This window comes from Pseudomonas sp. 1176_21 (genome assembly GCF_052850635.1).
In genome coordinates this window covers 221,045-242,959 of sequence record NZ_VXCV01000003.1, presented here as the reverse complement: position 1 = coordinate 242,959, position 21,915 = coordinate 221,045, and the positions used below count along the sequence as shown (strand labels likewise).

General features: G+C 65.6%; 17 protein-coding genes and 1 pseudogene. 11 read left to right on the top strand and 7 right to left on the bottom strand.

The features are described 5' to 3' along the window. Positions 1-83 precede the first annotated feature (83 nt). Both pobA and FW760_RS09250 read left to right on the top strand, forming a co-directional pair. Complete coding sequence (gene pobA, locus FW760_RS09255; RefSeq protein WP_446443740.1) at positions 84-1,274, top strand: 4-hydroxybenzoate 3-monooxygenase; 1,191 nt, start codon at positions 84-86, stop codon at positions 1,272-1,274. Between the two features lie 108 nt (positions 1,275-1,382). Continuing rightward, complete coding sequence (locus FW760_RS09250) at positions 1,383-2,786, top strand: MDR family MFS transporter (protein ID WP_446443786.1); 1,404 nt, start codon at positions 1,383-1,385, stop codon at positions 2,784-2,786. Here FW760_RS09250 and FW760_RS09245 read toward each other — a convergent pair whose 3' ends face one another. After that, positions 2,787-3,671 carry a DMT family transporter gene (locus FW760_RS09245; RefSeq protein ID WP_043860769.1) on the bottom strand — a complete coding sequence of 295 codons (885 nt, stop codon included), beginning with the start codon at positions 3,669-3,671 and terminating at the stop codon, positions 2,787-2,789. Positions 3,672-3,822: 151 nt separating this feature from the next. Further along, positions 3,823-4,455 carry a TetR family transcriptional regulator gene (locus FW760_RS09240; RefSeq protein ID WP_043860768.1) on the bottom strand — a complete coding sequence of 211 codons (633 nt, stop codon included), beginning with the start codon at positions 4,453-4,455 and terminating at the stop codon, positions 3,823-3,825. Positions 4,456-4,716: 261 nt separating this feature from the next. Between FW760_RS09240 and FW760_RS09235 the strand changes: the two genes are divergently transcribed. The 4 genes from FW760_RS09235 (at position 4,717) to FW760_RS09220 (ending at position 11,932) form a co-directional block, all read left to right on the top strand. Further along, the gene (locus FW760_RS09235) at positions 4,717-5,868 is read left to right on the top strand and encodes an efflux RND transporter periplasmic adaptor subunit (RefSeq protein WP_054914799.1); all 1,152 of its coding nucleotides are present in this window, start codon (positions 4,717-4,719) and stop codon (positions 5,866-5,868) included. A 3-nt stretch (positions 5,869-5,871) separates the two neighbouring features. Continuing rightward, positions 5,872-9,027, top strand: a complete 3,156-nt coding sequence (ttgB, locus tag FW760_RS09230; RefSeq protein WP_043860766.1) for a multidrug efflux RND transporter permease subunit TtgB — start codon at positions 5,872-5,874, stop codon at positions 9,025-9,027. Further along, positions 9,024-10,478 (top strand): AdeC/AdeK/OprM family multidrug efflux complex outer membrane factor, encoded by a 1,455-nt coding sequence (locus FW760_RS09225; RefSeq protein ID WP_446443739.1) that lies wholly within the window; start codon positions 9,024-9,026, stop codon positions 10,476-10,478. The genes ttgB and FW760_RS09225 overlap by 4 nt, the downstream gene beginning before the upstream one ends. 200 nt (positions 10,479-10,678) lie before the next feature. Then, complete coding sequence (locus FW760_RS09220; RefSeq protein ID WP_088515516.1) at positions 10,679-11,932, top strand: OprD family porin; 1,254 nt, start codon at positions 10,679-10,681, stop codon at positions 11,930-11,932. 102 nt (positions 11,933-12,034) lie between these two features. On the opposite strand, the gene FW760_RS09215 is transcribed toward FW760_RS09220, so the two are convergent. Further along, positions 12,035-12,949, bottom strand: coding sequence for a TauD/TfdA dioxygenase family protein (locus tag FW760_RS09215; RefSeq protein WP_043860763.1), 915 nt, complete (start codon positions 12,947-12,949; stop codon positions 12,035-12,037). Between the two features lie 181 nt (positions 12,950-13,130). On the opposite strand from FW760_RS09215, the gene FW760_RS09210 reads away from it, so the two are divergent. After that, positions 13,131-14,057 (top strand): LysR family transcriptional regulator, encoded by a 927-nt coding sequence (locus FW760_RS09210; RefSeq protein ID WP_043860762.1) that lies wholly within the window; start codon positions 13,131-13,133, stop codon positions 14,055-14,057. Here FW760_RS09210 and FW760_RS09205 read toward each other — a convergent pair. Further along, positions 14,014-15,060, bottom strand: coding sequence for an ABC transporter substrate-binding protein (locus FW760_RS09205; RefSeq protein WP_043860761.1), 1,047 nt, complete (start codon positions 15,058-15,060; stop codon positions 14,014-14,016). The two genes, FW760_RS09210 and FW760_RS09205, sit on opposite strands and share 44 nt — an antisense overlap. Before the next feature lie 268 nt (positions 15,061-15,328). Here FW760_RS09205 and FW760_RS09200 point away from each other — a divergent pair, with 268 nt between their 5' ends. The 3 genes and pseudogenes from FW760_RS09200 (at position 15,329) to FW760_RS09190 (ending at position 19,346) form a co-directional block, all read left to right on the top strand. Then, a complete protein-coding gene (locus FW760_RS09200; RefSeq protein ID WP_446443738.1) occupies positions 15,329-16,915 on the top strand; it encodes an ABC transporter permease in 1,587 nt (528 codons plus the stop codon). Next, entirely contained in the window at positions 16,912-17,736 is an 825-nt protein-coding gene (locus FW760_RS09195) for an ABC transporter ATP-binding protein (protein ID WP_253086601.1), read from the top strand. The genes FW760_RS09200 and FW760_RS09195 overlap by 4 nt, the downstream gene beginning before the upstream one ends. A gap of 9 nt (positions 17,737-17,745) precedes the next feature. After that, positions 17,746-19,346 (top strand): annotated as a pseudogene (locus tag FW760_RS09190) (arylsulfatase). Here FW760_RS09190 and FW760_RS09185 read toward each other — a convergent pair. After that, positions 19,318-20,010 (bottom strand): Crp/Fnr family transcriptional regulator, encoded by a 693-nt coding sequence (locus FW760_RS09185; RefSeq protein WP_054914803.1) that lies wholly within the window; start codon positions 20,008-20,010, stop codon positions 19,318-19,320. The pseudogene FW760_RS09190 and the gene FW760_RS09185 sit on opposite strands and share 29 nt — an antisense overlap. Positions 20,011-20,099: 89 nt before the next feature. Here FW760_RS09185 and FW760_RS09180 point away from each other — a divergent pair, with 89 nt between their 5' ends. Beyond that, positions 20,100-20,624: an Mpo1 family 2-hydroxy fatty acid dioxygenase gene (locus FW760_RS09180; RefSeq protein ID WP_054914804.1), complete on the top strand. Its 525-nt coding sequence runs from the start codon at positions 20,100-20,102 to the stop codon at positions 20,622-20,624. Positions 20,625-20,709: 85 nt separating this feature from the next. Here the strand turns inward: FW760_RS09180 and pcaC are convergent, their stop codons facing one another. Together pcaC and pcaD are read right to left on the bottom strand one after the other, a co-directional pair. Further along, positions 20,710-21,102, bottom strand: a complete 393-nt coding sequence (gene pcaC / locus FW760_RS09175) for a 4-carboxymuconolactone decarboxylase (RefSeq protein WP_043860755.1) — start codon at positions 21,100-21,102, stop codon at positions 20,710-20,712. 10 nt (positions 21,103-21,112) lie between these two features. Then, positions 21,113-21,904 carry a 3-oxoadipate enol-lactonase gene (gene pcaD, locus FW760_RS09170; protein WP_054914805.1) on the bottom strand — a complete coding sequence of 264 codons (792 nt, stop codon included), beginning with the start codon at positions 21,902-21,904 and terminating at the stop codon, positions 21,113-21,115. Positions 21,905-21,915 lie beyond the last annotated feature (11 nt).

Here is a 21,915-nt window from a genome sequence, read left to right as displayed (position 1 = left end):
GCTTTGTGCTCGGTTTGTCCCTTCAGAAGGCCAGCCGGCAAGCGAAAAATGCAGGTACTCCAATCATAAAAAGTCCAACAATCATGAAAACCCAAGTCGCGATCATCGGTGCGGGCCCGTCCGGCCTGCTGCTCGGCCAGTTGCTGCACAACGCCGGCATCTCCAACGTCATCCTCGAACGCCAGGGCCCCGACTATGTACTCGGGCGTATCCGCGCCGGCGTGCTCGAACAGGGCATGGTCGAGCTGCTGCGCGAAGCCGGGGTCGGTCAGCGCATGGACGCCGAAGGGCTGCCCCATGCCGGCTTCGAACTGGCCTTCGACGGGCGCCGCGAGCACATCGACCTCAAGGGCCTGACCGGCGGCCAGGGCGTGATGATCTACGGCCAGACCGAAGTCACCCGCGACCTGATGGCCGCCCGCGCCGACAGCGGTGCGACCACGGTCTACCACGCCGAGAACGTGCGCCCGCACGACATGAAGACTGGGCAGCCCTACGTCACCTACGAAAAGGACGGCCAGCAGCATCGCCTGGACTGCGACTACATTGCCGGCTGCGACGGTTATCACGGGGTGGCACGCCAGTCGATTCCAAGCGAGGCGCTGCAGGTGTTCGAGCGGGTCTACCCGTTCGGCTGGCTGGGCATCCTGGCCGATACCCCGCCGGTCAGCGACGAGCTGGTGTACGCGCGCCACGAACGCGGCTTCGCCCTGTGCAGCATGCGCTCGCCCACCCGCACCCGCTACTACGTGCAGGTGCCGGCCGAAGAGAAGGTCGAGGACTGGCCGGATGAGCGCTTCTGGGAGGAACTCAAGTCGCGCCTGCCCGACGAGCTGGCCGAGCGCCTGGTCACCGGCCCGTCGATCGAGAAAAGCATCGCCCCGCTGCGCAGCTTCGTGGTGGAGCCGATGCAGTACGGGCGCCTGTTCCTGGTCGGCGACGCCGCGCACATCGTGCCACCCACCGGGGCCAAGGGCCTGAACCTGGCCGCCAGCGACGTCAGCACGCTGTACAACATCCTGCGCAAGGTCTACGCCGAAGGCCGCACCGACCTGCTGGAACGCTACTCGGCGATCTGTCTGCGGCGCATCTGGAAGGCCGAACGCTTCTCGTGGTGGATGACCTCGATGCTGCACCGCTTCCCCAACAGCGACGCCTTCAGCCAGCGTATCCAGCACACCGAGCTGGACTACTTCGTGGGCTCCGAGGCCGGGCGCAGGACACTGGCAGAAAACTACGTGGGCCTGCCCTACGAGCCCATCGAAGACGCTTAGCAGGCTATCGAGTACACTGGGCAGCACCCGGTCCCACTTGCCCAGAGCTGCCCCGTGACGCAATTGAACACTCCGCAACCCGCCCTGCGCAGCGTGCTCGTCGCGCTGATGCTGGCGATCTTCCTCGGCGCGCTGGACCAGACCATCGTCGCGGTCTCGATGCCGGCGATCTCCGCGCAATTCAACGACGTGACCCTGCTGGCCTGGGTGATTTCCGGCTACATGGTGGCCATGACCGTGGCGGTGCCGATCTACGGCAAGCTCGGCGACCTGTACGGCCGACGGCGCATGATCCTGACCGGTACCGGGCTTTTCACCCTGGCCTCGCTGTTCTGCGCGCTGGCACAGAACATGGAGCAACTGGTGCTGGCGCGGGTACTGCAGGGCATCGGCGCGGGCGGCATGGTGTCGGTCAGCCAGGCGATCATCGGCGACTTCGTGCCGCCCCGCGAGCGCGGTCGCTACCAGGGTTATTTCAGCAGCATGTATGCCCTGGCCAGCGTCGCCGGCCCGGTGCTGGGCGGGCTGCTGACCGAGTACCTGTCGTGGCGCTGGGTGTTCTGGCTGAACCTGCCGCTGGGGCTGACCGCCTGGTGGGTCACCGAGCGTACCCTGCGCGGGCTGGCCACGCCGCAACGCAAGGCGCAGGTGGACTACCCCGGCGCGGTGCTGTTGATCTTGGGCCTGACGGCCCTGCTGCTGGGCATCACCCTGATCGGCCAGGGCCAGCCCGTCGGGTCCGGCCCGGTTGCCGGCCTGCTGCTGGCAGCCCTGTTCGGGCTGGGCGTATTCGTGCTGCACGAACGCCGCGCCGTCGAGCCACTGCTGCCGTTGCAGCTGTTCGGCAACCGGGTGGCGGTGCTGTGCTGGTGCACGATCTTCTTCACCAGTTTCCAGGCCATCTCGCTGACCATGCTGATGCCGCTGCGCTTTCAGAGCATCACCGGGGCGGGCGCCGACAGCGCCGCCCTGCACCTGCTGCCCCTGGCCATGGGCCTGCCGATCGGCGCCTATTGCGGCGGCCGCCTGACCAGCCTGACCGGGCGCTACAAGCCGCAGATTCTGGGCGGTGCACTGTTGATGCCGGTGGCGATCATCGGCATGGCCCTGAGCCCGATCGACGGCGTGCTGCTCAGTGGCGCGTTCATGCTGCTGACCGGGATCGCCTCGGGCCTGCAGTTCCCCACCTCGCTGGTGGCAACCCAGAGCGCAGTGGAGCCGCGGGACATCGGCGTGGCGACCAGCACCACCAACCTGTTCCGCTCGCTGGGCGGGGCGATGGGCGTGGCCTGCATGTCGGCACTGCTGCTCAGCCTGCTGCACGGCAGCGGCTTCAGCCTGGCCGGCGAGGCGTTGATCGGCAGCCTCAAGGACGGCCAGGCCAGTGCGGCGGTGCAGGCGCAGTTGCTGCAGACCTTTCGCAACCTGTTGCTGGGTAGCGCCGCCGTCTCCCTGCTGGGATTGTCGGCGGCGCTGGCATTGCCCAACCGCGAGCTGCGCGGCCGGCAGTAGTCAGTTGCGCCGCTGCGCCCAGGCCACCGCCAGGCCGCTCAGGCAAATGACCGCAATGCCGACCACGCCGTAGGCGTCCGGGGTGTGATTGAAAATGAGGTAGCCGTACAGGCCGGCGAACAGGATCTGCCCGTAGCTGAAGGGCGCCAGCATGGCCGGCGCGGCATGCCGGAAGGCCTGGGTCAGCAGCATGTGCCCGAGCATCCCGCAGGTGCCCAGGCCGATCATGAACAGGCCATGCCCCAGGGTCGGCATGCTCCAGAAGAATGGCACCAGCGCGGTCATGATCAGGCTGTTGAAGATGCCGGTGAGAAAGTTGCTGGTGGTCGGGCTGTCGATGCCGCTGAGCTTGCGCGTGAGCAACTGGTAGCAGCCGAAGCAGAAGGCCGAACACAACGGTAGCAGGATTGCGGGGGTGAACAGCGCCCCGCCCGGGCGCACCACGATCAGCACGCCGACAAACCCGGCCAGCACCGCCAGCCACTGGGCGCGGCTGACCCGCTCACCCAGCAGCGGTACCGACAATGCGGTTACCAGCAGGGGCGCGAGGAAGTTCACGGCGGTGGCTTCGGCCAGGGGGATGTAACGCAGGCCGGTGGTGAAGAACAGGCTGGTGCCGATCAGGCACAGCGCCCTGGCCAGTTGCAGGCCGGGGCGGCGTGTACGCACCACCGCCGAGAAGCCGCTGCGCGGCACGAACACCACCAGCATCAGCAGGGTGTGCACCACATAGCGTGCCCACACCACCATGACGATGGCATAGAAGCCGGAAAGGTATTTGGACAGGGCATCGTGGCTGGCGAACAACAGCACCGCCATGCACATCAGGGCGATTGCCTTGAGCGGCTGCTCGGCACCTTTGAGGGTCGGGTTGTGCGCACTCATGCCAGGGCTCTACGAAAAGTTGATGGTCCTTGGAGGCAGACTACCCGGTCACCGACTACCGTTCCAAGCAGCGCGGGTGTTTTTTGTTGACCGGGCACGGGGCACGACAGGGAAACGTCCTATGCCAACCTTCACAAATGCTCACAAATGCTCAATTGCGCAGCGACGGGCTCAAGCGCAGCATATCCAGCCCGGTATCCACCCACCGCTCGGCATCCCCGGCAATATCGAAACTGTCCGGCAGCAGCAGCCAGCTGCCAATGATGCCGTCGATGTAAGCGAATATTGCAATAGCGGCACGCTGCGGGTCCATGTCCGCAGGCAATTGCCCACGCCTGACTGCATTGGTCAACGTCAGCGCTATACGCTCGTAGCAGTCGCGGGTCGTGGCCTGGCGCTGCTGACGGATCTCACACATGTCATCGGTGAATTCACACTTATGATGCAGGATCTCATTGATGCGCCGGGTACGCGGCTCGTGCAGCATCTGCTGCATCAGTTGAATCAGCAACTTGCGCATGCAGCCCAGCGGGTCCGGCTCGTCTTCGCTCTCGCCGGCCTGGGCCAGCGCCTCGATCGGCTCACGCAGGCTGTCGAGCAGGGCCTGCACCAGTTCGCCCTTGTCCTGAAAGTGCCAGTAGATGGCACCCCGGGTCACCCCGGCCAGCTTGGCGATATCCGCCAGGGTGGTACGCGCCACCCCACGGGCATGGAAAGCTTTTTCGGCGGCCTCGAGTATCTGTTGGCGGGTTTCCTGAGCTTCCTCTTTGGTGCGACGGACCATGGCAGTACAACCTCATCAAGGAGCCGGACGCGCGCTGCGGGCGTCCGGGTTCTGAGCCGGCATGGCCACTGTCGGGCCCTCTACCGGGTGTCTTAATCAAGCCTGTGGTCACCTCGACAAGGTGCACCACGGGTATTTACAAACAAGCATGAATGTAAGTATATTCCTTAGCATCCTACTTATCCACCCGGAATTAATTTTCCCTTCATCCCGTTTCCATTACTCTTGAGCGTCTTCAGCTCTTTCGACCCGAGGATCTTCATGCAATTCAAGCCAGCTGTTTCCGCTCTGGTTTCCGCCGTCGCCCTGGCAACACTGCTCAGCGGCTGTAAAAAGGAAGAAGCGGCGCCTGCGGCGCAAGCTCCTCAGGTCGGCGTCGTGACCCTTCAATCCCAGGCCTATACCCTGACTTCCGACCTGCCGGGGCGCACCATCGCCTACCGCGTGGCCGAAGTGCGTCCACAGGTCAACGGCATCATTCTCAAGCGTCTGTTCAAGGAAGGCAGCGAGGTCAAGGAAGGCCAGCAGCTGTACCAGATCGACCCGTCGGTGTACGAGGCGACCCTGGCCAGCGCCCAGGCCAACCTGCAATCGACCCGCTCGCTGTCGGACCGCTACAAGCAACTGGTGGCCGAGCAGGCGGTGAGCCGTCAGGAATACGACGACGCACAAGCCAAACGTTTGCAGGCTGAAGCCTCGCTGCGCAGCGCACAGATCGACCTGCGCTACACCAAGGTGCTGGCGCCACTGAGCGGCCGTATCGGACGCTCGATGTTCACCGAAGGTGCGCTGGTCAACAACGGCCAGGCCGATGCCATGGCGGTGATCCAGCAGCTGGACCCGATCTACGTCGACGTCACCCAGTCTTCGGCCGAGCTGCTCAAGCTGCGCCGCGAGCTCGAAAGCGGGCAACTGCAGAAGGCCGGGGCCAACGCCGCCAAGGTCTCGCTGAACCTGGAAGACGGCACCACCTACACCCACGAAGGCCGCCTGGAGTTCTCCGAAGTCTCGGTCGACCAGACCACCGGCTCGGTAACCCTGCGCGCCGTGTTCCCCAACCCCGAGCACAACTTGCTGCCAGGGATGTTCGTGCATGCACGCCTGGCCGCCGGCGTGAACGCCAACGCGATCCTCGCCCCGCAACAAGGCGTGACCCGTGACCTCAAGGGCCAGCCCACCGCGTTGATCGTGGACAAGGACAACAAGGTCGAACTGCGCCAGCTCAAGGCCAGCCGTACCGTTGGCAGCGACTGGCTGATCGAGGAAGGCCTGAAGCCGGGCGACCGTCTGATCACCGAAGGCCTGCAGTTCGTCAAGCCGGGCGTCGAGGTCAAGGTCAGCGAAGCCACCAACGTCAAGCCTGCCCAACCGTCCCAGGCCAATGCAGCGTCAGCAGGGGCCAAAGGGGAATAAACCATGTCGAGATTCTTTATCGATCGCCCCATCTTTGCCTGGGTAATCGCCCTGGTGATCATGCTGGTCGGGGCCTTGTCGATCGTCAAGTTGCCGATCAACCAGTACCCGAGCATCGCGCCGCCGGCCATCGCCATCGCCGTGACCTACCCGGGCGCCTCGGCGCAGACCGTGCAGGACACCGTGGTCCAGGTGATCGAGCAGCAGCTCAACGGTATCGACAACCTGCGTTATGTGCAGTCCGAGAGCAACTCGGACGGCAGCATGACCATTACCGCCACCTTCGAGCAGGGTACCAACCCTGATACCGCGCAGGTCCAGGTGCAGAACAAGCTGAACCTGGCCACCCCGCTGTTGCCGCAAGAAGTGCAGCAGCAGGGTATCCGCGTGACCAAGGCAGTGAAGAACTTCCTGCTGGTGATCGGCCTGGTGTCCGAAGACGGCAGCATGACCAAGGACGACCTGTCGAACTACATCGTCTCCAACATGCAGGACCCGATCTCGCGTACCGCCGGTGTGGGTGACTTCCAGGTGTTCGGTGCCCAGTACGCCATGCGTATCTGGCTCGATCCGGCCAAGCTGAACAAGTTCCAGCTGACCCCGGTGGACGTCAAGACCGCCGTGGCCGCGCAGAACGTGCAGGTGTCCTCCGGCCAGCTGGGCGGCCTGCCTGCCCTGCCCGGCACGCAGCTCAACGCCACCATCATCGGCAAGACCCGCCTGCAGACCGCCGAGCAGTTCGAGAAGATCCTGCTCAAGGTCAACCGTGACGGTTCCCAGGTCCGCCTGGGCGATGTCGCCGACGTCAGCCTGGGGGGCGAGAACTACAGCGTCAGCGCACAGTTCAATGGCAAGCCGGCCTCCGGCCTTGCGATCAAGCTGGCAACCGGGGCCAACGCCCTGGACACCGCCAAGGCACTGCGCAACACCATCGCCGAGCTGGAGCCGTTCTTCCCGCCTGGCATGAAGGCGGTGTTCCCGTACGACACCACGCCTGTGGTAACCGAATCGATCAGTGGGGTGATCCACACCCTGATCGAGGCGATCGTGCTGGTGTTCCTGGTGATGTACCTGTTCCTGCAGAACTTCCGCGCCACCGTGATCACCACCATGACCGTACCGGTGGTATTGCTCGGCACCTTCGGCATCCTTGCCGCAGCAGGCTTCAGCATCAACACCCTGACCATGTTCGCCATGGTCCTGGCCATCGGCCTGCTGGTGGACGACGCCATCGTGGTGGTGGAAAACGTCGAGCGGGTGATGTCCGAAGAGGGGTTGTCACCCAAGGAGGCGACCAAGAAGTCCATGGGCCAGATCCAGGGTGCCCTGGTCGGTATCGCCCTGGTACTGTCGGCGGTACTGCTGCCGATGGCGTTCTTCGGCGGCTCCACGGGCGTGATCTACCGGCAGTTCTCGATCACCATCGTGTCGGCCATGGGCCTGTCGGTGCTGGTCGCGCTGATCTTCACCCCGGCGCTGTGCGCCACCATGCTCAAGCCGGTCAAGAAAGGCGAGCACCATACCGCCAAGCGTGGCTTCTTCGGCTGGTTCAACCGCAACTTCGACCGCAGCGTGCAGAGCTACGAGCGCGGCGTGGGCAACATCCTGCGTCACAAGGCCCCGTACTTCCTGGCCTACATCCTGATCGTGGTGGGCATGGTGTGGCTGTTCATGCGTATCCCTACCGCGTTCCTGCCCGAGGAAGACCAGGGCGTACTGTTCGCCCAGGTGCAGACCCCGGCCGGTTCCAGTGCCGAGCGCACCCAGGCGGTGGTCGACGAAATGCGCGCCTACCTGCTGGACAAGGAGTCCGACACAGTGGCCTCGGTGTTCACCGTGAACGGCTTCAACTTCGCCGGCCGCGGCCAGAGCTCGGGCATGGCCTTCATCATGCTCAAGCCGTGGGGTGAACGTTCTGCCGAAAACAGCGTGTTCAACCTGGCAACCCGTGCCCAACAGCACTTCTTCAGCTTCCGCGACGCGATGGTGTTCGCCTTCGCCCCGCCGGCCGTACTGGAGCTGGGTAACGCCACCGGTTTCGACGTGTTCCTGCAGGACCGCGCCGGCGTCGGCCACGACAAGCTGATGGAAGCGCGCAACCAGTTCCTGGGCATGGCCGCGCAGAGCAAGATCCTCACCCAGGTACGTCCGAACGGCCTGAACGATGAGCCGCAATACCAGCTGACCATCGACGACGAACGCGCCAGTGCCCTGGGCGTGACCATCGCCGATATCAACAACACCCTGTCGATCGCCCTGGGTGCCAGCTATGTGAACGACTTCATCGACCGTGGTCGGGTCAAGAAGGTCTACCTGCAAGGCACTGCCGATTCGCGCATGAGCCCTGAAGACCTGCAGAAGTGGTACGTGCGCAACGCCGCCGGCGAGATGGTGCCGTTCTCTTCCTTCGCCAGCGGCGAGTGGAGCTACGGTGCACCCAAGCTGTCGCGTTACAACGGTGTCGAGGCAATGGAAGTACTCGGTGCGCCAGCCCCTGGCTACAGTACCGGTGAGGCCATGGCCGAGGTCGAGCGCCTGGCGGCGCAACTGCCAGCCGGTGTCGGCTTCGCCTGGACCGGCATGTCGTACGAAGAGAAGCTGTCGGGCTCGCAGATGCCGGCACTGTTCGCGCTGTCGCTGCTGATGGTGTTCCTGTGCCTGGCGGCACTGTACGAGAGCTGGTCGATCCCGATCGCGGTGGTGCTGGTGGTGCCGCTGGGTATCATCGGTGCGCTGATGGCGGCCAGCATGCGCGGGCTGTCCAACGACGTGTACTTCCTGGTGGGGCTGCTGACCACCATCGGCCTGGCGGCGAAGAACGCGATCCTGATCGTCGAGTTCGCCAAGGAACTGCACGAGCAGGGCCGCAGCCTGGTCGATGCGGCGATCGAGGCGTGCCGCATGCGTCTGCGTCCGATCATCATGACCTCGCTGGCGTTCATCCTGGGCGTGGTGCCGCTGACCATCGCCACGGGTGCAGGCTCCGGCAGCCAGCACGCCATCGGTACCGGTGTGATCGGCGGCATGATCACCGCAACGGTACTGGCGATCTTCTGGGTACCACTGTTCTTCGTAAGCGTGTCGTCGCTGTTCGGTAGCAAGAAGCCCGAAGAAGAGGACGCCAAACCTGAAACCCCACGCTATGAGGCCGGGCAATGAGTAAGTCCCTGTTGTCCCTGGCAGTCACCGCCTTCATTCTCGGTGGCTGCTCGCTGATCCCTGATTACCAGACCCCCGAGTCGCCGGTGGCGGCCCAGTGGCCGCAAGGGCCGGCCTACTCGCCGACCCAGTCGGCCGACGTGGCTGCGGCCGAACAGGGCTGGCGCCAGTTCTTCCATGACCCGGCGCTGCAGCAACTGATCCAGACCTCGCTGGTCAACAACCGCGACCTGCGGGTCGCCGCGCTGAACATCGATGCCTACCGGGCGCAGTACCGCATCCAGCGGGCCGACCTGTTCCCGGCGGTCTCGGCCACCGGCAGCGGCAGCCGCCAGCGGGTGCCGGCCAACGTTTCGCAGACCGGCGAGTCGAGCATCAACAGCCAGTACTCGGCCACCCTGGGCGTGAGTGCCTACGAACTCGACCTGTTCGGTCGGGTGCGCAGCCTCAGCGAGCAGGCCCTGGAAACCTACCTGTCGAGTGAACAGGCGCGTCGTTCCACGCAGATCAGCCTGGTGGCCAGCGTGGCCAACGCCTACTTCACCTGGCAGGCCGACAAGGAGCTGCTGACGCTCACCGAAGACACGCTCAAGACCTACGAGCAGAGCTATGCCCTGACCCGTCGCAGCAGCGAAGTCGGCGTGGCCTCGGCCCTGGACCTGAGCCAGGCGCGCACCTCGGTCGAGGGCGCACGGGTCAAGCTGGCCCAGTACCAGCGCCTGGTGGCGCAGGACCTGAACAGCCTGGCCGTGCTGGTCGGCACCGGCGTGCCGGCGAACCTGCCCAACGGCATGAAACTCGACAGCGACCTGCTGGCCGACGTGCCGGCCGGCCTGCCATCGGACGTGCTGCAGCGTCGTCCCGACATCCAGGAGGCCGAGCACCTGCTCAAGGCCGCCAACGCCAACATCGGCGCGGCGCGCGCAGCGTTCTTCCCGAGCATCAGCCTGACCGCCAACGCCGGGACCCTGAGCCCCGACATGGGCGGGCTGTTCAAGGGCGGCTCGGGCACCTGGCTGTTCCAGCCGCAGATCAACCTGCCGATCTTCAACGCCGGCAGCCTGCGTGCGAGCCTGGACTACTCGAAGATCCAGAAGGACATCAACGTCGCCAAGTACGAAAAGACCATCCAGACTGCCTTCCAGGAAGTCTCCGATGGGCTGGCGGCGCGCCAGACCTTCAACGAGCAGTTGCAGGCCCAGCGTGATCTGGTCGAAGCCAACCAGGACTACTACCGCCTGGCCGAGCGTCGCTACCGTATCGGTATCGACAGCAACCTGACGTTCCTGGATGCCCAGCGCAACCTGTTCAGTGCCCAACAGGCCCTGATCAGCGACCGGCTGTCGCAGCTGGTCAGCGAGGTCAACCTGTACAAGGCCCTGGGTGGCGGCTGGTACGAGCGCACCGGTGATGCCCGCCAGCACGCGTCGATCGAGTCGCCCAAGGGTTGATTCGATAGCGTGGCGACACAACAGCCCACCCTTCGCGGTGGGCTTTTTTGTGCCTGCAAGCCTGCCCCCACCAAAAGTAACCAGACAGTTAGTGTTCGGTTATCGCCCAATTCCGCCTGTAACGAATTGATTCCCCCCTGCCTGCCACAGCACCATCCATCCGCCATCGCCCCAACATAAAAACAAGAGACGCCCTAACGATGAACACTTTCCAGCCCGCACGTCACCTGTTCCCCGGCCTGCTTGCCATAAGCTGCGCCCTGCCCGCCCTGGCCGACGAAGGGGGCTTTGTCGAAGACGCCAAGGTAGGCCTCAACCTGCGCAACTTCTACATCAACCGCAATTTCGTCGACCCGGCCAACCCCCAGGGCAAGGGCGAGGAATGGACCCAGAGTTTCATCCTCGACGCCAAGTCCGGCTTCACCCAGGGCACCGTCGGCTTCGGCGTCGACGTGCTGGGCCTGTACTCGGTCAAGCTCGACGGCGGCAAGGGTACCGCCGGCACGCACCTGTTGCCGGTACACGATGACGGCCGCCCGGCCGATGACTTCGGACGCCTGGGCGTGGCGCTCAAGGCCAAGGTGTCCAAGACCGAGCTGAAGGTCGGCGAATGGATGCCGGTACTGCCGATCCTGCGTTCGGACGACGGCCGCTCGCTGCCGCAGACCTTTCGCGGCGGCCAGCTGACCTCCCAGGAAATCGACGGCCTGACCCTGTATGCCGGGCAATTTCGCGGCAACAGCCCGCGCAACGACGCGAGCATGGACGACATGTCCATGAACGGCCGCGCCGGTATCACCTCCGACCGCTTCAACTTTGCCGGTGGCGAGTACACCTTCAACGACAAACGCACCCTGGTCGGGGTGTGGAACGCCCAGCTCAAGGACATCTACAACCAGCAATACATCAACCTGGTGCACAGCCAGCCGCTGGGCGACTGGACCCTGGGCGCCAACCTGGGCTACTTCATCGGCAAGGAAGACGGCGCCGAGCGTGCCGGCAAGCTCGACAACCGCACCGCCTCGGCGCTGCTTTCGGCACGCTATGGCAGCAACACCTTCTACGTGGGGCTGCAGAAAGTCAGCGGCGACGACCTGTGGATGCGGGTCAACGGCACCAGTGGCGGCACCCTGGCCAACGACAGCTACAACGCCAGCTTCGACAATGCCAAGGAGCGCTCCTGGCAGCTGCGTCACGACTTCAACTTCGCCGGGCTTGGCGTGCCGGGGCTGACCCTGATGAACCGCTACATCAAGGGCGACAACGTGCACACCGCCGTGGTCAGCGACGGCAAGGAATGGGCGCGGGAATCGGAGCTGGCGTACGTGATCCAGTCCGGCAGCCTGAAGAACCTGTCGTTCAAATGGCGCAACTCGACCATGCGCCGCGACTTCAGCACCAATGCATTCGACGAGAACCGCCTGATCGTCAGCTACCCGATCAGCTTTCTCTGACCTTCGGGCCTGCGTTGCAGCCCATCGCGGGTCAAGCCCGCTCCCACAAGGATCACCGAACTCCTGTGGGAGCGGGCTTGACCCGCGATGAGGCCAGCCCCATCAGCCCACATCCTGCCCCTTGATGGTGCGGCTACGCTGCCCCTGCACCCCCACCGGCACATCCCCCTGCAGCGTCACCCGGCGCACCACGCGCCCCTGGGTACCGTAGTCATCCACCGCATAATGCTGGGTCGCGCGGTTGTCCCAGATCGCCACGTCCCCGGCCTGCCAGCGCCAGCGCACGGTGTTCTCCAGGCGCGTCACATGGCTCTGCAGCAGGTTGAACAGGTGATCCGAATCGGCCTTCGAATAGCCCTTGATGCGCTTCACGAAATGCCCCAGCAGCAGGTGCTTCTCACCGCTCACCGGGTGCACCCGCACCACCGGATGCTCGGTCTCGTACACCGTCGAAGTGAACACCTTGCGGTAGTTCTCCAACTGCTCGAGGCTCACGTTCGGCTTGGTCGCGGCATAGTCGTACTCGTTGCTGTGCACCGCCCACAACTGCTCGGCCAGCGCCTGCAAGGCCGGTGACAGGTCGTCGTACGCGCTGGCGGTATTGGCCCACACCGTATCGCCCCCCGACGCCGGCGCCACCACCGAACGCAGGATCGACGCCTTGGGGTACGCCTCGACGAAGGTCACGTCGGTGTGCCAGGAGTTGGCCCGACGCCCTTGCCCGCCATCGAGTTCCAGCAGGTAGCGGGTGCCGTCGCGCACCGGCACGGTCGGGTGCGCGATGGGCTCGCCCAGCAGGTGCGCGAAGGCTTCCTGGGTCTGGTCGTCCAGCTGCGTCTGGCCCCTGAAGAAGATCACCTTGTGCTGCACCAGCGCGGCCTGGATCGCCTCCACCACCGCCGGGGCCAGGTCGGCGCCCAGTGTCACCCCACGAATTTCGGCACCGATGCGCCCGGCCACCGGATGAATCTCCAGCGCATGGCTGACAGGTGCTGCGGCAAATGCGGCGTTGCTCATGGTTCGTCCCTCATCGGTTGCGTCACGGTAAGTGCCGATGAAACTCTGGCGCTATCTATATGCATATAAGCTCTAACAGATATGCAAGTGCTTCATTGACGGAATAAGAGCTTGCATTTAAAACCCAGACTCCCGGGGCGGCAAATACCTTCGCCCTATTTTTGGAATGCCGGAAAAGCATATGGATCTTCGCCAACTGCGCTACTTCATCGCCCTCACCGAACACCGCAGTTTCGTGCGCGCCGCCGACGCCATGGGCATCACCCAGCCCGCCTTCAGCCGCAGTATCCAGGGCCTGGAGCAGGAGTTCGGCTGTGTGCTGGTGGACCGCGCCAACAAGGATCTGCGCCCCACGCCCGAAGGCCAGGTGGTGCTGCAGCACGCTCTGCGCCTGGTGCAGGGCGCGGCGCAGTTGAGCAGCGAGGTGCAGCAGATGACCAAGCTCGATGCCGGCGAGCTGCGCTTTGGCTGCGGCCCTGCACCGGCGGTGAACCTGGTGCCGCAGGCGGTGGCGCAGTTCATCAACGCCCACCCCAAGGTGCGCACGCATTTCGAGGTTTCAAACTGGGAAAAGCTCAGCCGGGCGCTGAGCCGCGAAGAGATCGAGTTCTTCGTCGCCGACATCCGCCACTTCGAAGCCGACCCCAACTTCCAGACCCTGGCCCTGACCCCGCGCCGCGGCCTGTTCTTCTGCCGCCCCGGGCACCCGCTGCTGGCCAAGGACAGCCTGTCGACCAACGACATGTTCGACTACCCGCTGGCCTGTTCGCTGATTCCGCCGGGGGTGCGCAAGCTGCTGGCCAACCTCAGCGGCAAGACCGACTTTTCGCCGCAGATCCAGAGCGAGCACCAACCCACCCTGCTCAAGATCGTGCTCGGCACCAATGCCATCGGCATCGGCAGCGAAGAGGCCTACGGCGCGGCGGTGCAGGCCGGCGAACTGGTGCGCCTGCACTGGCGCAACCTGCCGGCCAACCTCGACAGCTTCAATGCCCGCTGCGGCATCGTCAGCCGCAGCGGCTACCGCCTGTCCCCTGCGGCGCGGGCGATGATCGAGACCCTGATCAACCTTGACCGCCAGCCTGCGCCACAGGCGCTGGTCGGGTAGCCTGCGGCGCCAGCCACTGGTCGACCTTGAACGGTTTGCGAATCAGGCGCTGCTGCGCGGCGAGGTCCACCGAGGCTTGCAGGCGGGCGAGAAAGTCGGGGTCCAGGGTCGAGTCGAACACCGCGCTCAGGCGCTCCTGGCTGAGGTCACGCTGCAGGATCGCCGGTGGGTAGCTGGCACGCTCCGACACCAGCTGGATGTAGGCGTCCTTGTTGGCATCGTCGGTCAGCCATTGCACCGCCGGCTGCTGCGCGGCGACGAACTTCTCGACCACTGCCGGGTACGCATCGACGAAGGCACCGGCGGCCACCAGCACCGCCTGCACATTGCCCGCCCCGCCCAGATCGCGGGTATTGAGCGGCAGTTCAGCCAGGCCGCGATCGGCCAGCGCACTGATGCCGGTGGAACCCCAGGTGGCGTCGATCTGCCTGGCCGCCAGGGCGGCGATGGCCGCGCTGAAATCCAGGTTGATGACCTTGAGGTCCTTCTCGCTCAGGCCCTGGCTGGCCAGCGCGGCATCGAACGAAAGCTGCGTGGCGGTGCCACGGAACACGGCCACGCGCTTGCCCTTGAGGTCCTGCAGGGTCTTGATGCCGCTGCCCGGCACCACCCCAAGGTAGTGTTTGACCCCGCGCGCGGTGGCGGCCACCAGGCGGGTGTCGACGCCATTGGCCTTGCCGATGATCGCCGCCAGGTCGCCCAGGTAGGCGAAGTCCACCTGGCCATTGGCGAACGCCTCGTTGATGACCGGCCCCGCACCCTTGAAGTAGTTCCACTGGATGCTGATGCCGTCGGCGGCGAAGGCTTTCTCCAGCAGCTGTTGCTGTTGCAGCACGTCGGTGATGCCACCGCCCGAATGCTGGGTGCCGGCACTCAGGTCGGGCACCGCGATGCGGATCTGCTTGAGCTCGGCGCCCTGCGCCAGTGTCGGCATCCAGCCGATCACGGCGGCCAGTGCGGGGGTGGCGAACAGGCTGAAAACACGATTGATCGACAGGTTCATGGCACACAGCTCCTTGTAATGGTGCGGCCACGCTACCCATAGCGAATGCCAATCTTTAAATACTATTAAATTACATTTTAATAACCAGATTACATATAAGCCCTGTCAGGCCCGGCCCTGCGGGGTATGCATTGCACACAACCAAAATATGCTTCGAATGCATTGGCTGCGCGGCGAGTCAGCGGCTTTAAATGCAGTTCTTATCGCTCAATCGAATGTAATTTCTTCTGCATATACCCATAAGAAATATACAAATAGCGAGGCCTGCATGACCCGTACCGCCCTTTCCTCACTGGCCCCCGCCCCTGGCCTGCCGCGTCTGCGCAGCCTGCCCTGGCAGCGCCTGCAAGCCTGGTATCTGCCCCTGCTGCTGGCGGCGGTGTGGTGGCTGGCCAGCCGCAACCACTGGATGAGCGAGCAGATACTGCCACCGCCTGCGCTGGTATGGGACAGCGCCGTGGAACTGGGTCGCGGCGAGGTGTGGGCGCACCTGGCCATCAGCCTGCAACGCCTGCTGCTGGGGCTGGTGGCCGGGGTCGGGGCCGGCGCGGTGCTCGGCGCCTGGCTGGGCTTCAGCCAGCGCGCCGAACGCCTGGTACTGCCGACTTTCAACGCCCTGGCGCAGATCCCCACGCTGGCCTGGGTGCCGCTGTTCATGGTGCTGTTCGGCATCGGCGAAGTGCTCAAGCTGGTGGTGCTGGTCAAGGCGGTGATCGTGCCGGTGACCCTGCACACCCTGGTGGGCGTGCGCGATGCCCAACCGCGCCTGCGCGAAGCGGCGGCGGTACTGCGCCTGCCCACGCACCTGCTGGTTCGCCGGCTGATCCTGCCCGCTGCGTTGCCGGCGTTTCTGGCCGGTGTGCGCCTGGCCCTGGCGGCCGGCTGGACCTCGCTGCTGGCGGTCGAGCTGCTGGCCTCCAGCGAAGGCCTGGGCTACCTGATGGTGTGGGCACGGCAACTGTTCATGCTCGACATCGTGTTCGTGTGCATCGCCGTGATCGGCGTGCTCGGGCTGCTGATGGACCGCGGCCTGGGCTGGCTCGACCGGCGCCTGCTGCACTGGCCGCACCCGGCCACCGCACAACTGCGGGTGCGCCCGCTGCTTGGCTGGCAGCGCCTGCATGCCCTGGGCCTGCCGCTGGCGCTGCTGGTGCTGTGGCAACTGGCAAGCCAGTACGGTTGGGTCGATGCGAACATTCTGGTGGCGCCGCTGGAGGTGGTGCACAGCACCTGGGCCGGCGTGCTCGACGGCACCTTGAGCGGCGCGCTGGCCGTCAGCGTCGGGCGAGCGCTGGGCGGCCTGCTGCTGGGCGGCAGCCTGGGCTTTGCCTTCGGCCTGCTGCTGGGCCTGTCGCGCCGCGCCGAGCGCCTGCTGGGCCCGAGCCTGGCCGGACTGCGTCAGATCGCGATCTTCGCCTGGGTACCGCTGCTGACCGCCTGGTTCGGCCTGGGCGAGCTGGCCAAATGGGTATTCGTCGGCCTGGCGGCATTCTTCCCGCTGTTCATCGCCACCCAGCGCGCGGTTGCCAGCCTGCCTGCGCAGCTCGACGAAGCCGCCCGCGTGCTGCGCCTGAGCGGTGCCCAGCGCCTGCGCAGGCTGGTGCTGCCGGGCGCCGCGCCGGGCATCTTCGCCGGGTTGCGGGTCGGCCTGATCTACGCCTGGCTGGGCACCATCGGCGCCGAGTACTTCATGCCGTCCGGCGGCGGCATCGGCAGCCTGATGATCGGCGCCCAGCAACTGCTGCGCATGGACCTGATCATGGCCGGCATGCTGCTGGTCGGCCTCACCGGCGCCCTGCTCGGCGCCGTCGGACAACACATCGAACTGCGCGCCACGCGCTGGAGACGGGCATGAACGCACTCGCTCACCCACGGGTCAGCTTCAACCAGGTCGGCAAGCGCTTCAGCGTGGCCGACGGCGAACTGGAAGCGATCCGCGATTTCAACCTGCAGATCGCCGACGGCGAATTCGTCGCCATCGTCGGCGCCAGCGGCTGCGGCAAGTCCACCCTGCTGCGCCTGCTGGTGGGCCTGGACGCCGAGTACCAGGGGCAGATCCTGATCGACGGCCAGCCGGTGCACGGCATCGGCAGCGAGCGCGGCATCGTGTTCCAGGAGCACCGCCTGTTCCCCTGGCTGACGGTGGCCGAGAACATCGACCTGGGCCTGGTCAACGAGGGCCTGGAGCGCACCCGGCGCGCCCGGCGGGTGGCCGACTTCATCAGCCTGGTGGGCCTCGAAGACTTTGCCCAGGCCTACCCGCACCAGCTCTCGGGCGGCATGGCCCAGCGCGTGGCGATTGCCCGCGGGCTGGTGGCCAGCCCGCGCATCCTGCTGCTGGACGAACCCTTCGGCGCCCTCGACGCCCTTACCCGCCAGCAGATGCAGGACGAACTGCTGGCCATTCGCGAACGGGCGCGCATCACCACCCTGCTGGTGACCCACGATGTCGAGGAAGCGATATTCCTGGCCGACCGCGTGGTGGTGCTCGAACCGCGCCCGGGGCGGATCAAGCGCATCGTCGAGGTCGACCTGCCGCACCCGCGCCAGCGCGCCAGCCTGGCGTTCCACCGCCTGCGCGAAACCCTGCTGCACGAACTGACCCACGATAAGCGCTACCTGCCGCCCGCCGTGGAGCAGATCCGCGACCTGCCCCTGACCTACCTTGCCTGCTGAGTGCCGACCATGAGCCAACGCCCCAACTTCCTGATCATCGTTGCCGACGACCTGGGCTTTTCCGACCTGGGTGCCTTCGGCGGCGAAATTGCCACGCCGCACCTGGATGCCCTGGCCACTGCCGGCCTGCGCCTGACCGACTTCCATACCGCGCCCACCTGCTCGCCGACCCGCTCGATGCTGCTGACCGGCACCGACCACCACATCGCCGGCATCGGCACCATGGCCGAGGCGCTGACCCCGGAGCTGATCGGCAAGCCGGGCTACGAGGGCTACCTCAATGACCGCGTGGTGGCGCTGCCCGAGCTGCTGCGCGAGGCCGGCTACCAGACGCTGATGAGCGGCAAGTGGCACCTGGGCCTGAAGGCCGAGCTGGCGCCACATGCGCGTGGCTTCGAACGTTCGTTCGCGCTGCTGCCGGGCGCGGCCAACCACTATGGCTTCGAACCCACCTACGACGAACACACCCCCGGCCTGCTCAAGTCGACCCCGGCGCTGTACATCGAGGACGACACCTTCGTCGAAGCGCTACCCGAAGGCTTCTATTCCTCCGACGCCTTTGGCGACAAGTTGCTGCAGTACCTCAAGGAGCGCGACCAGAGCCGGCCGTTCTTCGCCTACCTGCCGTTCTCCGCGCCGCACTGGCCGTTGCAGGCGCCGGCCGAGGTGGTGGCGCGCTACAAGGGGCGCTACGACGCCGGGCCCGAGGTGCTGCGCCAGGAGCGCCTGGAAAAACTGCGCGCCCTGGGCCTGATCGGCGCCGAGGTGCAGGCGCACCCGGTGGATGAACAATGGCAGGCGCTGAGCGACGAACAGCGCCAGCGCTCGGCACGCGCCATGGAGGTGTACGCGGCGATGGTCGAGCGCATGGACTGGAACATCGGCCGGGTGCTCGGCTACCTGCGCAACCAGGCCTGCTGGACAACACCCTGGTGCTGTTCATGTCCGACAACGGTGCCGAGGGCGCGCTGCTCGAAGCCTTCCCCAAGTTCGGCCCGCACCTGGCCAGCTACCTGGACCAGCACTACGACAACAGCCTGGACAACATCGGCCGCGCCAACTCCTACGTGTGGTACGGCCCGCACTGGGCCCAGGCGGCCACCGCACCGTCGCGGCTGTTCAAGGCCTTCACCACCGAGGGCGGCATTCGCGTGCCGGCCCTGCTGCACTACCCGGCACTGGCGCGCCAGGGGCAGATCAGCCATCAGTTCAGCACCGTGATGGACATCACCCCGACCCTGCTGGACCTGGCCGGCATCCGCCACCCGGGCAAACGCTGGCGCGGGCGCGACGTGGCGCCGCTGCGCGGCAAGTCGTGGCTGGGCTACCTGTCGGGCGAGACCGAGCAGGTACACGACGAGCACACCGTCACCGGCTGGGAGCTGTTCGGGCGCCGGGCGATTCGCCAGGGGCACTGGAAGGCGGTGTACATTCCGGGCCCGGTGGGGCCGGCCACCTGGCAGCTGTACGACCTGAGCATCGACCCCGGCGAGGTCCACGACCTGGCGCAGGCGCAGCCGGCAAAGCTGCAGGCCCTGCTCGGCGAATGGCAGAAGTACGTCGAGGAAACCGGGGTGATCCTCAGCCAGTCGCCGTTCCAGCCGGATTAGCCATCAGTGCCAGGCGCGCGGGGTCGAGAATCTCGATCTCGCCGTAGCTCAGGCGCAGCACGCCATCCTGCTCCAGCGCCTTGAGAATCTGGTTGGTGGTCTGGCGCGACAGCGCGAGCATCAGCGCCAGTTGCTCCTGGGACAATTGCAACACCCTCCTGGCCCCCTCCACTTCGCCGTAACCGGCGGCGATCTGCAGCAGCCGATAGGCCACCCGCGGCGCGGCACTCATCAGGCTCTGCTGCTCCAGCGCGACAAAGGCCAGGCGCAGCTTGTGGCTCATCAGCAAGGCGAATTCACGCCAGTAATGCGGTTGCGCATCCAGCAATTTCACCAGCGCGCCCTGGGGCACCCGCAGCAGGTGGGTGGCACCTTCGGCATAGGCGTCGTGGGTACGTGGCTGGTCGTCGAACAGGCAGATCTCGCCGAACCAGTGCGGGGCCTCGATCAGGGTCAGCACCGCCTCCTTGCCCTGGGCGCTGACCGCACCGATGCGGATGGCGCCATCGAGCACCGCGTACAGTCCGCAAGGCGGGTCGCCGCGCTGGAACAGGCAGGCGCCGGCCTCCAGGCTCACGGGCCGGGCCAGGTGCAGCAGGCTATCCTGCAGGGTAGCGGGCAACTGTTTGAACCAGTGACCCTGGCGCAAGGTTGAAGCGTTCATCGGGGGCCTCGCGGTGACACTGTCGGCTAGCCGACAGACGACGGTGCCTGCGCAGGGCAAGCTCGGGCAATCCTACAGGAGGAACAACAATGAAAAGCCTCGTCGAGCACCTGAGTCAATACGCGGCCTACCACCGCGACCCACGCAACATCGCCACGCACTTCGTGGGTATCCCGCTGATCGTGGTGGCGGTCACGGTGCTGCTGTCGCGTCCGGGCATGGCATTGGCCGGGGTGTGGCTGTCGCCTGCATTGCTGGTGGCGCTGTGGTCGGCGTGGTTCTACCTGCGCCTGGACACCCGCTTCGGGTTGCTGATGAGCGTGTTGCTGGGCTTGTGCCTGTGGGCCGGGCAGGTACTGGCGGTTCAGAGCACGCTGGTGTGGCTGGGTGCGGGGCTGGGGCTGTTCGTGGTGGGCTGGGTGATCCAGTTCGTCGGCCACTATTACGAGGGGCGCAAGCCGGCGTTTGTGGACGACATCAGCGGGCTGATCGTGGGGCCGTTGTTCGTGGTGGCGGAGATGGCGTTCGTGCTGGGGTTGCGCGGGGAGTTGAAGCGGTCGATCGAGGCGAATGCGGGGCCGGTGGGTAGTCGCTCGAAAAAGGCGGCAATCTGAAGGCCCATTCGCCGGCAAGGCCGGCTCCTACAACGGCACGCACACACTGTAGGAGCCAGCCTTGCTGGCGAAGAGGCCCTGAAGATCAGGCGCGGGATTCGACGCCCAGTTCATCCCACACCGACTCCGCCAGGTGGAACGTGGCATTGGCCGCCGGGATCCCGCAATAGATCGCGCTCTGCATCAGCACTTCCTTGATCTCTTCGCGGGTCACGCCATTGTTCGCCGCCGCCCGCAAGTGCAGCTTCAGCTCTTCATTGCGGTTCATGCCGATCAGCATCGCGATGGTGATCAGGCTGCGGGTATGGCGTGGCAACCCCGGCCGCGTCCAGATATCGCCCCACGCGTGCCGGGTGATCATTTCCTGGAACTCGCCGTTGAACTCGGTGAGGTTGCTCAGGCTGCGGTCCACATGGGCATCGCCCAGTACCGCACGCCGCACCTGCATGCCGGCCTCGTAACGTTCTTTTTCGTCCACAACCTACTCCTCAGCGGGCCAGCAGAAAATCGATCACGCGGCGGCTGAACGGCGCGCCGACTTCAACGTTGGACAGGTGCGCCGCCTGGAACTCGGCATACTCGGCACCCACCACATGCTCCTGGATGAAGCGCCCGCCAGCCGGCGGCGTGACCGCATCGGCACTGCCGGAAATCACCAGCAGCGGCACCTTGATCTCACCCAGCTGGTCCCGGAAGTCCGCATCGCGCACCGCGCCGCAGTTGGCCGCATAGCCATCGGGCGATGTGCCCGCCAGCATGTCGGTGATGCGCTTGGCCTGGTCCGGGTTGGCCTGCGCATAGGCCTTGGTGAACCAGCGCTCGATGGAGGCGTCGCGCAGCCCCACCATCGCCGCCTCGCGGTCGCGCAGCACCATGTCGATGCGCGGGTTCCACACCTCGTCGTTGCCGATCTTGGCTGCGGTGTTGCACACGATCAGGCGGTTCAGGCGCTCGCCGGCATGGATGCCCAGCCACTGCCCGATCAGCCCGCCCATGGACAGGCCGCAGAAATGCGCCCGCTCGATCTTCAGCGCGTCCAGCAGTGCCAGCACGTCACGCCCCAGTTGCTCGATGCTGTACGGCCCCTCGGTCACCAGCGACTGGCCATGCCCGCGGGTGTCGTAGCGCAGTACCCGAAAATGCGCGGCAAATGCCGGCAGTTGCGGGTCCCACATGGTGTGGTCGGTGCCCAGCGAGTTGGACAGCACCAGCACCGGTGCGCCCTCGGGCCCGTCGAGCCGGTAGTTCAGTACGCCATCAGCGAGTTGTACGCTAGCCACAACGGCCTCCT